Source organism: Pedobacter frigoris (assembly GCF_032678645.1).
Lineage (GTDB): Bacteria > Bacteroidota > Bacteroidia > Sphingobacteriales > Sphingobacteriaceae > Pedobacter > Pedobacter frigoris_A.
This window is the reverse complement of the sequence record NZ_JAVTSP010000004.1, coordinates 12,930-27,679: the sequence shown is the minus strand read 5'-3', so window position 1 is coordinate 27,679 and position 14,750 is coordinate 12,930. Positions and strand designations below refer to the sequence as shown.

Below are 14,750 nucleotides of genomic sequence, written 5' to 3'. Positions count from 1 at the left end.
GTTATTTTAAAAATATGAAATTTACAAAACAAGACTTATTGACCCTGTTAATAGGTCTTTTTCTTTTTACTTCGTGTAAAAACACCAACACTATCGGCTTTGATCCGGATCCTGAATTTGCAATCAAAGGAACGTTGGAAGACGGAGTGACCGTAGCAACAACCACTGTACCTGATGAGGTAACTTCAACCATTGCAATGCCAAGACATCCTCTTGGTTTTATCAATGCTGACCCTATTTTTGGAAATACGGAAGCAAGTTTGGCAATGGCAGTAACATTGCCTGCAGCAAGCTATTATACTTTTGGAACAAATGCAGCAATTGACTCTGCAGTGTTGGTTCTTCCATATTCTACTCAGTTTTATGGCGATACCACGACTTCTGTTTACAGCTTTAATGTACAACAATTGAAAGACAACCTGTCTCTGCAGAAAAATTTCCAAAGCAATAAGGAATGGCCGGTTGAAACGACCGTGCTTGGAACTTTTACCGGTAAAATACAGCCTAAAACTCCTGCTAAGATAACTGATATCGTGACTGGCGCTGCTGATACGCTTAAAACCGTAGTACCCCAGATCAGAATAAAACTGAGTAACGCGTTTATTCAAAACAACATCATGAACCTGGATTCTGCAAACAGGTCTACAAACAACAAATTTTCGAATGTTTTTAAAGGCTTGCATGTTAGTGTCAACAAAGCCGGCAGCACAGGTAAAGGCGGAATCATATTTTTTGGGTTCACTGGTGCAGATGCCAATGTAGAAATCTATTATAAAAAGCAAAATGCATCAACAGCTTCTGTGACTGACACCGTAGCAGTTAAATTCCCAATAAGTGCAAGTACAGGTCCTGTGGCTGCAACAATTAAACATGACTACGCAGGAACCCCTGTAAAGGCTCAACTGGATGCCCCGAACCCAACTACTCCATATCAGGTAACTTATTTACAAGCTATGGCAGGGGTTAGGAACAAAATTGCATTCCCTGACCTGAAAGATTTTGTAACGAGAGTTAAAGCAGGTAATGCTAATGCCAAAATAGTAGTAAATAGAGCAGAACTGGTGGTCAACTTAAATGCAGGAACTGATGTGGCTCCTTTTGTAGCTGCACCAAGACTCGCTCTTTATAAGATTGACATTGCCGGGCAAAGAAAAAACATTCCTGATAATGATGCACCTACTTCGACAGGTGGCGGAGACCCTTACAGATATGCTGGATCTGAGACTTTATTTGGAGGTTTTTATGATACTACTAACAAAAGGTATGTATTTACTGTAACAGCTTATATCCAGGATTTGATCAACGGCGCAACAGAGGACTATGGTACTTATTTAGCACCGAGTTCATTAACCGAATACAACTTAACTCCTTCTGTAACCTCAGCGGCAAGAGCTGTTATTAATACCAAATCTATTCCTACAGGACAGAAAGGTATTAAGCTTAACATATATTATACGAGAATAGCGGAATAGACTTATTCTGCATCAAATAAAAAAAGCCTTTAGAAAATTCTAAAGGCTTTTTTTATTGTGCTATAATTTATTCTAAAAAGGCAGGTCTCCCGCCGGATCATCAATATAATCGGTCTCGCTTTTTGGAGTGGTATGCTCTCCGGTAGCGGGGGTTGGTTCAAAGTCACTCTTTCTTCCAAGAATAGTAAAGTTTTCCGCAACGACTTCAGTGACATACTTCTTTATTTTTTCTCTGTCCTCGAAGGAGCGTGTTCGCAGCTTACCTTCTATATAAACCAGCTTGCCCTTTTGCAAATACTTTGAAGCCACTTCAGCCAATCCTCTCCACAATACTATATTGTGCCACTCTGTTTGCTCTATTCTTTTGCCATCCTTGTTATAGGTTTCTGATGTTGCCAAAGGAAAACTAGCAACAGTTACACCTCCATCTAAATGTCTGACTTCAGGATCTTTGCCTAAATGTCCAACTAAAATAACTTTGTTAATACCTGACATGAATTCTGTTTTTTCTAATTTACGGAATAAGAGCTCATAAAATTGGTGATCACTTTAGGTTGCGGTAATTCGTCGAACTCATCAAATGTTACCCATTTTATTTCTGCATTCTGATTAAAGTTAATGATATAATTATCTAAAGCAAAAAATTGAACATATATAGTTTGGTGTGTTAGTAAATGTTTTTTTTGATCCAAAGGCACGATTGTACAGTACTCACCAAAACTTTTTTTCAGTTGTGTCAGGAATTCTTCCTCAATATTATGGTACTGATCAGAGGTTTCCAGAAGCGGAAAATCATAGAGCTCCTGCCAGATATCACCAGCAGTACGGCGTTTTATGAGAATCTGATCTCCATTTGTACAGATAAAATAATTGAAGTAACGTGTGCGTTTTTTAAGCTTCTTTTCTTTGACAGGCAGGACATCTACGAGATTATTCTTCCTGGCGAAACAGTCGGCCTGGAGCGGACAAACATTGCATAAAGGAGATTTGGGTTTGCATTGCAACGCCCCAAACTCCATGATCGCCTGATTGTATAAAGATGGGACTTCTCCGATGATCAATTCATTGGCCAATGCGAGGAACTGCTTTTTTCCTTCCGTACTATTTATAGCGGTATCTATCCCAAAATAACGCGAAAGGACCCTAAATACATTCCCATCTACTACCGGCTTAGTTTCATTGGCTGCAAAGGAGGATATTGCGGCAGCAGTATAATCGCCCACACCCTTCAAGAGGATCAGTTCATCATACTTAACTGGAAAAATACCATTGTACTTTTCCTGTATTTGCCTGGCAGTATATAGCATATTACGACCCCTGGAATAATAGCCAAGGCCTTGCCATAACTTAAGAATCTGTTCTTCGGATGCATTCGCGAAGTCGGATACAGTGGGGTAAGCTTCCAGAAATCTGTTAAAATATGGCAAGCCTTGTTCTACCCTGGTTTGCTGCAGAATGATTTCCGACAACCAGATCACATAAGGATCTGTTGTTTTTCGCCAGGGCAGGTCTCTTTTATTGTTCAAATACCACTTTGTGATTTCAGTTTGAAAAGCCATAAGTACAAAAATACGCCGTTATTCGTAAAACTTGCAATTCAGTGATAGAAGACTTAACAAATAAATCATCTTTTATTTTCCTATCTCATTAAAAAGCAATACTTTTGCAACCCCAAAACACTTATAAAGTATATAATACATATAAATAAATTAATAGAGAATATGACTAAGGCAGATATTATTTCAGAAATATCAACGAAAACAGGAATTGAAAAGGTAGATGTACAAGAAACCGTTGAGGCATTTTTCAAAGTGATCAAAAACAGTATGATCGGCGGAGAGAATGTATATGTAAGAGGTTTTGGTAGTTTTGTTGTAAAAAAGAGAGCGCAGAAAACTGCTAGAAATATTTCTAAAAACACTGCAATCATTATCCCTGAACACTTTGTTCCAAGTTTCAAACCAGCAAAAGTATTTGTTGATAAAGTAAAGAACAATTCAAAAAAAGTAAGCGTAGAAGCTTAATTGATTATGCTAAACAGTATCAGATCTAAACAATTCGTCATTATAGGTGCAATAGCTGTGCTTATTGCGTTTTTGTTTACTCGTGATATTAAAGGTTTAGTAAAACCCAAAGAGGAAACCAGTAAAGTTCCTGCGGGCGGACAAATGTCATCGTCAACTGCTGCTCCAGAGCCAATTAATCTGGATGAAGTTTCTACTTCAGCAAAGAATACGATGAATGCCAGTCTTGCTGCAGAAATCACCTCGCTTGAAAACAAGTATAAAGGGGCTGCGGAAGACGAAAAGACCGCTACCGCCAAACTACTTGCTCAAAAGTGGGATGATGTGGAACAGACTATTCCAAGTGCTTTATACCTGGAAATTGTAGCAAACAAGGAACAGACATTGAACAATTGGTTAATCACCGGAGACCGGTTTTTAAAGGCATTTGATAATACAAGGGACAGTTTAATGCTACCTGCATTACTACAAAAAGCAAATTCTGCTTTTAGCAATGCGGTTAAACTAGACTCTACCAGTAACGATGCCAAAACAGGCTTAGGAATAACAATAGTTAATGGAATGGGAATGCCTATGCAGGGTATTGCTATGTTGATGGATGTTGTAAAGAAGGATCCGAAAAATCTAAAAGCCAACATGAGCTTAGGCACATTTGCGATTAAATCGGGTCAGTTTGATAAAGCGATCATTCGTTTTAAAGACATCATCGCAATTAAGCCTACTCCGGATGCTTATTTCTATCTGGGTACAGCTTATGAGAACTTAGGCAAAAACACTGAGGCTATTGAAGCTTATCTGAACAGTAAAAAGCTAGCTGCAAATGCTACATTGTCTAAATTTATTGACGACAAAGTAGCAGAGCTAAAAAGTAAAAATTAATAAACAGATTTATAAAAATATTTAAATTTTAAAACTATGCCAAGCGGTAAAAAAAGAAAAAGACATAAAATGGCTACCCACAAACGCAAAAAACGTTTAAGAAAAAACAGACATAAGAAAAAATAGTTTTTCTTAATGTAATGCACAACAACTAAGGCTAGGATCTGATCGTAGCCTTAGTTGTTGGTTGCATAGTTTTTTTTTATTGTCCATGTGTTAATAAGGCTGTAAAGCCTTAAAATCTGTAGCTTTTGGTAAAAGAACTAATTATAGATTCCTCTCCACTGGGAGTAACCATAGCTTTAGTTGAAGACAAGCAACTTGTAGAACTTCATAAAGAACAGATCAATAACAACTACGCCGTTGGCGACATTTATTTAGGCCGCATTAAGAAAATTATGCCGGGTCTAAATGCTGCGTTTGTAGATGTTGGTTATGAAAAGGATGCGTTCCTCCATTACTTTGATCTTGGTCCTCAAGTCCAGTCTTTAATAAAGCTAACTAAAATCAAGCGTAACGGCTCTGTTAATGGCACTTTATTGGATAATTTCAAGTTAGAAGGAGACATTAACAAAGCAGGAAAAATTTCTGAAGTAGTAAGTAAAAATCTAGTCTTACCTGTTCAGATCGCTAAAGAACCAATCTCGACTAAAGGTCCGCGCTTAAGTTCTGACTTATCAATCGCAGGAAGGTACATTGTACTGGTTCCTTTTTCTAATGTAATCTCCATATCCAAAAAGATTAAAAGCAATACGGAACGTAATCGCTTAAAAAAGATTATTGAAAGTATCAAACCAAAGAATTTTGGAGTAATCATCAGGACTGTTTCTGAGGGTAAAGGCGTTGCCGAACTTCAGAAAGACTTGCTAGATTCTGTTGCTAAATGGGAAAACTTTATTAAAAAGTTACCTGAAGCAGAACCGTCTAAGCGTGTCTGGGGTGAAATGGATCGTACTTCTACCCTGATAAGAGATATTTTAAGTGCTGATTTTACGAATGTTTATGTAAATGACAATAACCTCTTTGAGGATATCCGTTCATATGTACACGAGATCTCTCCGGAAATGGAGAAGATTGTAAAGTTGTACAAGCATAAAGAACCAATCTTTGAGCATTTCGGCATAGAGAAGCAGATCAAAAATTCTTTTGGTAAAACTGTAAATCTGGCAGGAGGAGCTTACCTTGTTGTTGAGCATACTGAAGCACTGCACGTCATCGACGTAAATAGTGGAAACAGAACTGCAAGCAAAGAGAATCAGGAAGAAAATGCCTTACAGGTAAATAAAGAGGCTGCAAAAGAAATTGCAAGACAATTACGTCTGAGAGATATGGGTGGTATTGTTGTTATCGACTTTATTGATATGCACAAGCCGGTAAATCGTAAGATGCTTTTTGATCATTTGAAGGACCTGATGTTGCTGGACCGTGCAAAGCACACCATTCTTCCTCCAAGTAAGTTTGGCCTCGTTCAGATCACACGTCAGCGTGTAAGACCTGAAATGAATATCGTTACCAGTGAAAAATGTCCGACCTGTGATGGTACGGGAGAGATTAAGGCAAGTATTGTTTTGATGGATGACATCGAAAATAACCTTACCTATATTTTGCAAGAGCAAAACGAAAAAAACATTACGCTTTGTGTACATCCTTACATCGAAGCTTTTATTAAGAAAGGCTTTATTTCCTTACAATGGAAATGGTTCTTTAAATTTGGACAAAGGATAAAGATCAAATCAGTTTCATCATATAACCTGACTGAATTCCATTTCCTTTCTTCAAAGGATGAAGAAATAAAGTTGTAAATTAATACACTTTTTTAACAGGCCTGCTTCCAAAACGAAGCAGGCCTGTCTGTTTATATAGGTTATTTTCTGCCTTTATTGAGAATTAAAAGGTAATTTTGTAAGTCTTTAGAAGTGTGGCTCTGTCGTTTAGCGCCTCGTCATCCTGAATTTATTTCAGGATCCGGGAAGAGAAAGACGGCATGGCAGGTACGGGATCCTGAAATAAATTCAGGATGACGAAATGGTTAAATAAATACAGATCCAATTGGCTAAAACTAAATCAGCATATTTTTGTCAGCGTTGTGGATACGAATCCGCTAAGTGGCTTGGTAAATGTCCGTCTTGTAATGAATGGAATACATTCGTTGAAGAAATTATTGAAAAGGCAGCGGCTAAAGTCCCTTCCTGGAAAACAACAACGGGCAACCAGAGAACAAGTAAACCCGCGAAAGTTGATGAAATACTCTCCATAACGGAAGAAAGAGTACTCACGGGAGATATGGAGCTAGACAGGGTACTGGGAGGTGGATTAGTTGCGGGTTCTGTAATCTTAATCGGCGGAGAACCTGGTATAGGAAAGTCAACCTTAATGCTTCAGCTCGCGCTAAATATATCTGGAAAAAAAATCCTTTACATTTCAGGAGAAGAAAGCGAGCAGCAGATCAAAATGCGTGCTGAGCGAATAACAACCAGCCCGAAAGCAGATTGTTATATTCTTACAGAAACTTCTACACAAAACATATTTAAACAAATAGAAATACTTGAACCGGATATTCTAGTAGTAGACTCCATACAAACATTACACTCTGCGCATATTGAGTCTACTCCAGGTAGTGTCTCTCAAGTGAGGGAGTGTACCGCTGAACTATTAAGATTTGCAAAGGAAACTGATACCCCTGTATTTTTGATTGGGCATATCACTAAAGATGGAACCATTGCAGGTCCAAAGATTCTGGAGCACATGGTAGATACTGTTTTACAATTTGAGGGCGACCGACACCACGTGTACCGGATTTTACGTTCGATAAAGAATCGTTTTGGAGCCGCCGCTGAACTCGGAATTTATGCCATGCATGGTAATGGATTAAGGCAGGTTTCCAATCCGTCTGAAATCTTACTCTCCCAGCGGGACGAGGAGTTAAGCGGCATAGCGATTTCAGCCACTTTAGAAGGCGCAAGGCCAATGCTCATAGAAACACAGGCACTGGTGAGTACGGCTGCCTACGGAACGCCCCAGAGGTCGGCAAACGGCTTTGATACCAAGCGGATGAATATGCTCCTTGCAGTGCTGGAAAAAAGGTGCGGTTTCAGACTGAGTACCCGTGATGTTTTTCTCAATATTGCCGGGGGAATCAAAGTAGAAGATCCCGCTATCGACCTCGCTATTCTGGTAGCTATAATTTCTTCGCATGAGGACATTGCGATTTCGTCAAAGATCTGTTTTGCTGCTGAAGTGGGGCTTTCAGGAGAAATAAGAGCGGTGAACAGGATAGAGCAAAGAATAACAGAGGCTGAAAAACTAGGGTTTGATAAAATTTTTATTTCCAACTATAACCTCAAAGGATTGGTGACAGCTAAATATAAAATCGAATTGACCGCCGTAAGTAAGATTGAAGATGTGTTCTCAATACTGTTTGGCTAATTTAACTGAAACAACAACACTCAAACTAATGGGTAATTTTACTATAAATTTCTACATTTTGTGGATATTATTTCCCGACAACAAAAGATTGGCACGAGAGAAATAACACATAAACATCTGTTTTATAGGAGCTTATATACAAAACAAAAATTTGGCCTGCTTATTGGATATATCATTGCGTTATGATGCTTATGCATGATAACAAAACAATAGGGATGATTATCCTCGTTATCGTAAGGTAACGAGGATTTTTTGTTTTAAACGCAAAAAGAATTGTAATTTTGAATTGTTAAGAAGGTTCTCCTTTTTAATATTGATTGATAAAACCCTGTTCTCTCCGGAACAGGGTTTCTTTTTCGCTGTTATTGTAACATTCCCTAATTGCTTTAATCAAAGAGTTTTTAATCTTGAATTTTATATATTTAAAAATTATAACCTCTTAATTACCAAAAAATGATAATAGCAGCCATAATCATAGTTGTATTCCTGATCATAGGAATAGGAATATACAACTCCCTTATCGGAAAAAAGAACCAGGTAACAAACGCTTTTTCCGCTATAGACGTCATGTTAAAAAAACGATTTGACCTGCTACCCAACCTGGTGGAGACGGTTAAAAAATACATGCAGTACGAAGGAGATTTATTGACTAAAGTTGTTGAACTCCGTGCCCAGGCAGGCAACAGCAATTTAAGCAATGAGCAAAAACTAGATATCGACAGACAATTAAGTTCGAGCGTAAGGGGGATTATGGTTAATGTCGAAAACTACCCCGACTTAAAGGCCAATCAGAATTTTCTTAATCTCCAGTCTACCTGGACTGAAAGTGAAGAGCAGATTGCCGCAGCCAGAAGAACTTATAATGCCGCAGTCACCGATTACAATAATGCGATTATGATGTTCCCTGGTAGCATGTTTGCAGGAATGCTCAATTATCAGCAAATCTCTGTGCTTGAAAATACAGAAGAAGAAAGGAAGAACATCAGCGCTAAAGACCTTTTTAATAGTTAATGGCAGAAGTTACATCAGGCGGCAATGTACTGACCAGCACGTTAGACGAACTTGAAAAACAGCGTAAAGCTGTAGCTGATCTAAAAATCAACAGTTTTATATTTATAGGTGCTGGCATACTGTTTTTCGTCTTAGGTTTTTTTCTCGCCGATCTGTTTCTTGTAGGGGCGATCCCAGGATTGGCATCACTTATCTTTGGATTTGTAAAACTCAACAAAGGCAGCCAAATGTTTGCCGAATACAGACATGAGTTTAAACAAAAAGTGATAGCTGTGGCCTTAAAATCAATAGACCAATCTTTAGAAATTGATTATCAGACGGGCCTTTCTGAAGGTAATTTTGTTTCCTCTCAATTGTTCAGCCAAGAACCTGACAGGTATTCAAGTCAGGATCAGATTCTCGGCTCAGCAGGCAAAACAAGATTTGGCTTTTCTGAGGTACATGCTGAATACAAAACTGAAACACAAACGAAGAATGGGAAAAGAACGGAATGGCATGAGATCTTTAAAGGAATCATTTTTTGCGCTGATTTCAACAAACATTTTAATGGCGTTACTGTAGTTAGACCAAAGGATCTCGGCAGTTCAATAGGAGCATGGATCTCTAATAATATCCCTGTTTTTTCATCAAACAGCAGAGAACTCGTAAAATTGGAGAGCCCTGATTTTAACAACTGCTTTGTCACCTATTCTACCGACCAGGTAGAAGCACGCTATATCCTTACTCCTGCCATGATGGAACGATTGTGTGAACTGGAAAGCAAAAGCAAGTATACGATCTCTGTCTCATTTATAGACACCTATATGTACATCGCATTTCCCCTGAACAAAGACTACTTTGAACCTCCGCAATTCAAGACACTTCTGGACCAAAAGTCAATCAATGAGGATCTCGATGTCATCCGCTTTATGTATGGAATCGTCGAAGAACTTGACTTAAACACCAGGATCTGGGGAAAGCAGTAAAATAAAAAAGTCCCTTTCGGGACTTTATATTATTTAGATAAATACATTGATTTGTCTTTGATCAGCTTTCTAAAGTAAGGATCTTCAGTATCTTTAATGAATCTGATAGCCTCACCTGTCGACTTCATTTCAGGACCTAGCTCTTTCGTTACCTCAGGGAATTTATAGAAAGAGAACACAGGCTCTTTAATTGCATAGCCTACCAGTTTACGCTCGATGGTGAAGTCTTTTAACTTATTTACACCTAGCATTACTTTAGCTGCTATATTGATGTAAGGAACATCATAAGCCTTCGCAATGAAAGGAACTGTCCTCGATGCCCTTGGGTTGGCCTCGATTACATATACTTTCTCATCTTTAACTGCAAACTGGATGTTCAATAACCCAATTACATTTAATGCCCTGGCTATTTTCTTAGAGTAAGTCTCCATGTCGTTCATTACCTTCTCAGACAAACTGAAAGGTGGCAATACCGCACTTGAATCTCCTGAGTGGATACCTGCAGGCTCTATGTGCTCCATTAAGCCAACGATATGTACATCTTCACCGTCACAAATCGAATCAGATTCAGTTTCTTCAGCCCTATCCAGGAAGTGGTCAATCAGTACGCGGTTACCGGGTAAGTCTCCCAGTAATTTCACAACTGCTTTCTCCAGATCTTCATCGTTGATCACGATGCTCATGCCTTGTCCTCCTAATACATAACTTGGTCTCACAAGCACCGGATAACCTACTTCATTTGCCACAACAATTGCTTCTTCAGCGTTTTCTGCGACACCGTATTTGGGATAAGGAATTTCCAGTTCTTTTAGCAGGTCAGAGAAACGTCCCCTGTCTTCAGCCACATCCATATCGTTGTATGATGTACCAATGATCTTGATACCGTTCTCATGAAGCTTCTCAGCCATTTTAAGCGCCGTTTGTCCGCCAAGCTGAACAATTACCCCAACTGGGTTTTCCAGCTCTATGATCTCACGTACATGTTCCCAGAATACAGGCTCGAAGTATAATTTATCAGCCATATTGAAATCTGTAGATACAGTCTCAGGGTTACAGTTGATCATGATAGCCTCAAATCCTGTTTCTTTAGCAGCCAGCAGCCCGTGTACACAAGAGTAGTCAAATTCTATACCCTGACCGATACGGTTAGGACCAGAACCAAGTACAATCACTTTCTTTTTATCTGAAGGATGCGATTCATTCTCCTCTTCAAAAGTGGAATAATAGTAAGGTGTTTGTGCAGCAAACTCTGCGGCACAGGTGTCCACCATCTTATAAACACGTCTGATTCCTAATGATTTTCTGCGTTCATAAACCTCGTCTTCCGTTACATTGCCAAGCAGGTAAGAGATCTGAATATCAGAGAAGCCCTTTTGTTTCAATGTAAAGAAGAAATCCTTAGGGATATTATTTAGGGAGTAACGTTTCAATTCTGTTTCCAGCTGAACCAACTCCTGTATTTGTGATAAGAACCATTTATCGATGCGCGTAACTTTACGGATTGATTCCAATGGAACGCCCATACTCATGGCATCTTTGATCAGGAATAAACGATTCCAGCTTGGATGTTCAAGACCGTGCATGATCTCTTCAATACTGCGGTTATGTTTACCATCAGCACCCAAACCTGCTCTGCCAATTTCCAAACTCTGGCAAGCTTTCTGTATGGCTTCTATAAAAGTACGTCCGATGGCCATTACCTCACCTACAGATTTCATCTGCAAGCCCAGTTCTGTATTTGCCCCTTTAAATTTATCGAAGTTCCAGCGGGGAACTTTTACGATAACATAATCAAGTGTTGGTTCAAAATATGCAGATGTAGTTTTTGTAATTTGATTTTCCAGTTCATCCAGGTTATAACCGATAGCCAGTTTTGCAGCTATTTTAGCAATTGGATAACCTGTAGCCTTACTCGCCAGCGCTGATGAACGGGAAACCCTTGGGTTAATCTCGATCGCGATGATCTCATCATTATCCGGGTTTACAGAGAACTGCACATTACAACCTCCTGCGAAGTTTCCTATCGCACGCATCATTTTGATCGCCTGGTTACGCATGTCCTGATAACAACGGTCAGACAATGTCATCGCAGGCGCGACAGTGATAGAATCACCTGTATGTATGCCCATTGGATCGAAGTTTTCAATAGAGCAGATGATGATTACGTTATCATTACTGTCTCTCAACAACTCCAGCTCGTATTCTTTCCAGCCCAGCACAGCTTGCTCCACCAAAACCTCGTGGGTTGGAGACGCTTCAAGTCCGCGTTTTAAAGCCTGGTCAAATTCTTCTTTCTTGTGCACGAAACCGCCACCAAATCCACCTAGTGTATAAGATGGGCGGATAACCAATGGGTAGCCAATTTCCTGAGCAGCTTCTTTACCTTCAAGGAAAGAGTTTGCAATTTTTGAAGTAGCAACACCCACACCTATATCAACCATCAACTGGCGGAAGGCTTCACGGTTTTCTGTTTTCTCGATTGCGGCAACGTCCACACCGATTACTTTAACTCCGTATTTATCCCAAATCCCACGTTCTGATGCTTCGATACATAGATTCAGTGCAGTTTGTCCACCCATGGTAGGCAGTACCGCATCAATTTTACGTTCTTGCAAAATCTGCTCGATCGAATCTACAGTTAAAGGCCATAGATAAACATGATCGCCAATCACCTTGTCGGTCATAATTGTTGCAGGATTTGAGTTAATTATGGAAACTTCAATCCCCTCTTCTTTTAGAGATAAGGCTGCTTGTGATCCTGAATAATCAAATTCACAGGCCTGACCAATAATAATGGGTCCAGATCCGATAATCAGTACTGAGCGTATGGAGGTGTCTTTAGGCATAAGGCTTTAAAAAGTCTAAAGTATAATTGATGAAAAATATGCTTTGTTATGGACTGGAACAGTCTTGAGATTCCCTTTGATAATCATTAAGAACCCGACTCTTCTGTCGGGATGCAAAGTTACGCTTTTGAACATTAAAAATAAGGCTTTTTTTCAAAAAGGCTTATAAATAAAAAAAGGGGCAAAAATGCCCCCTAATCAGATTGTTTTAAACTAATTATTGCTGCAGTTTAATCTCTCCAACGTCAGTTACTGTGCTGTCTATAACCGCCACGTTCTCAACTGATGCATCTTTATAAGGCAATTTCCCTTTTACCCAAATGGTATAGGTAGCAGGTTTGACTTCTCCAAATGTAAAACTGCCGTTGCTTATTGTCGTTCTCAACGTATCTGTCGCGGATATCGCAATCACTTCGGTCGCACCATCAGCAGGGACAATAGTTCCTCTTATTCCTCCATTTTTTATAAATGTAAAGGCTAAAATTCCGAGCGCTAATACCGTAAATACCAAAAGACTTAAACTTAACTTTTTCATAAGAATGATTGTTTAACTGATTAGGAAATATTTCCATTCAGCTTAGTTTTAACATTAAAAATTAATAGTCTATGTACACCATAATCAAATCGTCTCTTAGTTAAAGACAAGTCAAGCCTGTATTTGTTTTCAAAAATTCAGGAAATAACCATGGGCACGTCATCCTTAAGTCACATAAGCCTGCTTTTAAATTATTGGCTCAAAGCTTGCATAGTATCAGATATAATCTGGAATTAAAAAATCCTCTGGTTAGAGGGTAATCTTCATAAATAGTTTGTTTGGTTTAATCCGGCCGGGAATCTTTCTCCGCCGGATTTTTTTATGCAAATCTGTTTAGTACTTTTGAGCGATGATCGAATTACTGAAGGACAGTTTTACCCAACTTTTTATCCAAACAGGAGCACTGGAATGGTGTGGCGTATTTACAGGTATATTGTGTGTATGGCTTGCAGCAAAAAACAACATCTATAGCTGGCCTATTGCAATCATCAGCGTGGTCATCTACATTTTCATCTTCTTCGAGTCTAATTTATATGCTGATATGGGCCTGCAGTTTTATTTCTTTTTTATGAACATATACGGCTGGTATTATTGGAGTAAACATAGAAATAACCCTGAAGCTTCAAGACCAATCGCAAACATTACTCAAAAGGAACTGTTACTTTCGATAATCGGGATAGTTGTTTTTACCATTTTGCTAGGACAATTATTGTACAAAAACACAAACGCCTCTTTGCCCTATATAGATAGCTTTTGTACGGCCTGCAGTCTAGTAGCCCAGATATTTCTGGCCAGAAAGGTCGTACAAAACTGGTTGATCTGGATTTTTGTCGACATTATATATGTTGGCGTGTACATTTATAAAGACCTCTATGCCACCGCAATCATGTATGCGCTTTATATTTACATTGCATCCGTTGGTTACTTAGACTGGAAAAAAACTTACCGTGAACAGACCCATTAGAAAAATAGCGATCGTAGGCCCCGAGAGTACAGGCAAATCAACCATTACCCAGCAGTTGGCAAAGCACTACCATACGCTATGGGTCCCAGAATATGCCCGCTATTATTGCGCCGCACTAACCTTGCCCTGCGACCTGCAGGATGAAGTAAACATGTTTCATGGACAAGTCGCACTGGAAGATTCAATCCTTGCGATTGCCGATAAAGACCTGATCTTTTGCGACACCACCTTCCTGACCGTAAAAATATGGAGCGATGAGGTTTTCGGAGAAACACCAAAAGTGGTACTGGATGCACTCCCAAAATACAATTATGATTTATACCTGCTCCTCGACATCGACCTGCCCTGGCAGGAAGATCCTTTGCGGGATTTTCCTCATAAACGCGAACATTTCATGCAGGTTTGGCACAATGAGCTACAAGCTCTGGGAGCTACTTACCAAGTGATCCGCGGTGTCAAAGACAGACTGACTAATGCCATAGACGCAGTTGAGCATTTCCTGCAGCAATCTAAATAAAGCAATTCAACCTAATTTTATTTTTTTTAGGTAACTTTGCCACATCAATTGGGGTGCCTTGTTTCATAAACACAAAAACAGGCTGAGAGTATACCCTTTATAACTGAAAAA

Annotated in this window: 13 protein-coding genes; 9 read left to right on the top strand and 4 right to left on the bottom strand. The window is 39.2% G+C overall.

Annotation, left to right across the window (positions count from 1 at the left end):
* Positions 1 to 14: 14 nt before the first annotated feature.
* Positions 15 to 1,472 (top strand): DUF4270 domain-containing protein, encoded by a 1,458-nt coding sequence (locus R2Q78_RS13530; protein ID WP_316792749.1) that lies wholly within the window; start codon positions 15 to 17, stop codon positions 1,470 to 1,472.
* A 72-nt stretch (positions 1,473 to 1,544) separates the two neighbouring features.
* On the opposite strand, the gene R2Q78_RS13525 is transcribed toward R2Q78_RS13530, so the two are convergent.
* Positions 1,545 to 1,967 carry a single-stranded DNA-binding protein gene (locus R2Q78_RS13525; protein WP_136837814.1) on the bottom strand — a complete coding sequence of 141 codons (423 nt, stop codon included), beginning with the start codon at positions 1,965 to 1,967 and terminating at the stop codon, positions 1,545 to 1,547.
* Between the two features lie 14 nt (positions 1,968 to 1,981).
* Complete coding sequence (gene mutY, locus R2Q78_RS13520) at positions 1,982 to 3,031, bottom strand: A/G-specific adenine glycosylase (protein WP_316792746.1); 1,050 nt, start codon at positions 3,029 to 3,031, stop codon at positions 1,982 to 1,984.
* Between the two features lie 162 nt (positions 3,032 to 3,193).
* Between mutY and R2Q78_RS13515 the strand changes: the two genes are divergently transcribed.
* The 6 genes from R2Q78_RS13515 to R2Q78_RS13490 all read left to right on the top strand — a co-directional run bounded on the left by R2Q78_RS13515 (position 3,194) and on the right by R2Q78_RS13490 (position 9,777).
* Entirely contained in the window at positions 3,194 to 3,496 is a 303-nt protein-coding gene (locus tag R2Q78_RS13515; protein ID WP_008240139.1) for an HU family DNA-binding protein, read from the top strand.
* A gap of 6 nt (positions 3,497 to 3,502) precedes the next feature.
* The gene (locus R2Q78_RS13510; protein ID WP_316792741.1) at positions 3,503 to 4,375 is read left to right on the top strand and encodes a tetratricopeptide repeat protein; all 873 of its coding nucleotides are present in this window, start codon (positions 3,503 to 3,505) and stop codon (positions 4,373 to 4,375) included.
* A gap of 251 nt (positions 4,376 to 4,626) precedes the next feature.
* Complete coding sequence (locus tag R2Q78_RS13505; RefSeq protein ID WP_316792739.1) at positions 4,627 to 6,177, top strand: Rne/Rng family ribonuclease; 1,551 nt, start codon at positions 4,627 to 4,629, stop codon at positions 6,175 to 6,177.
* A 247-nt stretch (positions 6,178 to 6,424) separates the two neighbouring features.
* The gene (gene radA, locus R2Q78_RS13500; RefSeq protein ID WP_316792737.1) at positions 6,425 to 7,801 is read left to right on the top strand and encodes a DNA repair protein RadA; all 1,377 of its coding nucleotides are present in this window, start codon (positions 6,425 to 6,427) and stop codon (positions 7,799 to 7,801) included.
* Positions 7,802 to 8,254: 453 nt separating this feature from the next.
* Positions 8,255 to 8,812, top strand: coding sequence for a LemA family protein (locus R2Q78_RS13495; protein WP_316792736.1), 558 nt, complete (start codon positions 8,255 to 8,257; stop codon positions 8,810 to 8,812).
* Positions 8,812 to 9,777 (top strand): DUF3137 domain-containing protein, encoded by a 966-nt coding sequence (locus R2Q78_RS13490; RefSeq protein ID WP_316792734.1) that lies wholly within the window; start codon positions 8,812 to 8,814, stop codon positions 9,775 to 9,777. Before R2Q78_RS13495 ends, R2Q78_RS13490 begins: the two co-directional genes overlap by 1 nt.
* Before the next feature lie 29 nt (positions 9,778 to 9,806).
* Here R2Q78_RS13490 and carB read toward each other — a convergent pair whose 3' ends face one another.
* Both carB and R2Q78_RS13480 read right to left on the bottom strand, forming a co-directional pair.
* On the bottom strand, positions 9,807 to 12,623 hold the full coding sequence (gene carB / locus R2Q78_RS13485) for a carbamoyl-phosphate synthase large subunit (protein ID WP_316792733.1): 2,817 nt from the start codon (positions 12,621 to 12,623) through the stop codon (positions 9,807 to 9,809).
* Between the two features lie 217 nt (positions 12,624 to 12,840).
* Positions 12,841 to 13,158, bottom strand: coding sequence for a carboxypeptidase regulatory-like domain-containing protein (locus tag R2Q78_RS13480; protein ID WP_316792732.1), 318 nt, complete (start codon positions 13,156 to 13,158; stop codon positions 12,841 to 12,843).
* A gap of 349 nt (positions 13,159 to 13,507) precedes the next feature.
* Here R2Q78_RS13480 and pnuC point away from each other — a divergent pair, with 349 nt between their 5' ends.
* The gene (pnuC, locus tag R2Q78_RS13475) at positions 13,508 to 14,122 is read left to right on the top strand and encodes a nicotinamide riboside transporter PnuC (RefSeq protein ID WP_316792730.1); all 615 of its coding nucleotides are present in this window, start codon (positions 13,508 to 13,510) and stop codon (positions 14,120 to 14,122) included.
* The gene (locus R2Q78_RS13470) at positions 14,106 to 14,639 is read left to right on the top strand and encodes an ATP-binding protein (protein ID WP_316792728.1); all 534 of its coding nucleotides are present in this window, start codon (positions 14,106 to 14,108) and stop codon (positions 14,637 to 14,639) included. The genes pnuC and R2Q78_RS13470 overlap by 17 nt, the downstream gene beginning before the upstream one ends.
* Positions 14,640 to 14,750 lie beyond the last annotated feature (111 nt).

What these genes read in the sequence shown, in the direction of transcription:
- R2Q78_RS13530 (WP_316792749.1), top strand. Translation starts at nt 15, where the DNA reads ATGAAATTTACAAAACAAGACTTATTGACCCTGTTAATAGGTCTTTTT.
- R2Q78_RS13525 (WP_136837814.1), bottom strand. Translation starts at nt 1,967, where the DNA reads ATGTCAGGTATTAACAAAGTTATTTTAGTTGGACATTTAGGCAAAGAT.
- mutY (WP_316792746.1), bottom strand. Translation starts at nt 3,031, where the DNA reads ATGGCTTTTCAAACTGAAATCACAAAGTGGTATTTGAACAATAAAAGA.
- R2Q78_RS13515 (WP_008240139.1), top strand. Translation starts at nt 3,194, where the DNA reads ATGACTAAGGCAGATATTATTTCAGAAATATCAACGAAAACAGGAATT.
- R2Q78_RS13510 (WP_316792741.1), top strand. Translation starts at nt 3,503, where the DNA reads ATGCTAAACAGTATCAGATCTAAACAATTCGTCATTATAGGTGCAATA.
- R2Q78_RS13495 (WP_316792736.1), top strand. Translation starts at nt 8,255, where the DNA reads ATGATAATAGCAGCCATAATCATAGTTGTATTCCTGATCATAGGAATA.
- R2Q78_RS13490 (WP_316792734.1), top strand. Translation starts at nt 8,812, where the DNA reads ATGGCAGAAGTTACATCAGGCGGCAATGTACTGACCAGCACGTTAGAC.
- carB (WP_316792733.1), bottom strand. Translation starts at nt 12,623, where the DNA reads ATGCCTAAAGACACCTCCATACGCTCAGTACTGATTATCGGATCTGGA.
- R2Q78_RS13480 (WP_316792732.1), bottom strand. Translation starts at nt 13,158, where the DNA reads ATGAAAAAGTTAAGTTTAAGTCTTTTGGTATTTACGGTATTAGCGCTC.
- pnuC (WP_316792730.1), top strand. Translation starts at nt 13,508, where the DNA reads ATGATCGAATTACTGAAGGACAGTTTTACCCAACTTTTTATCCAAACA.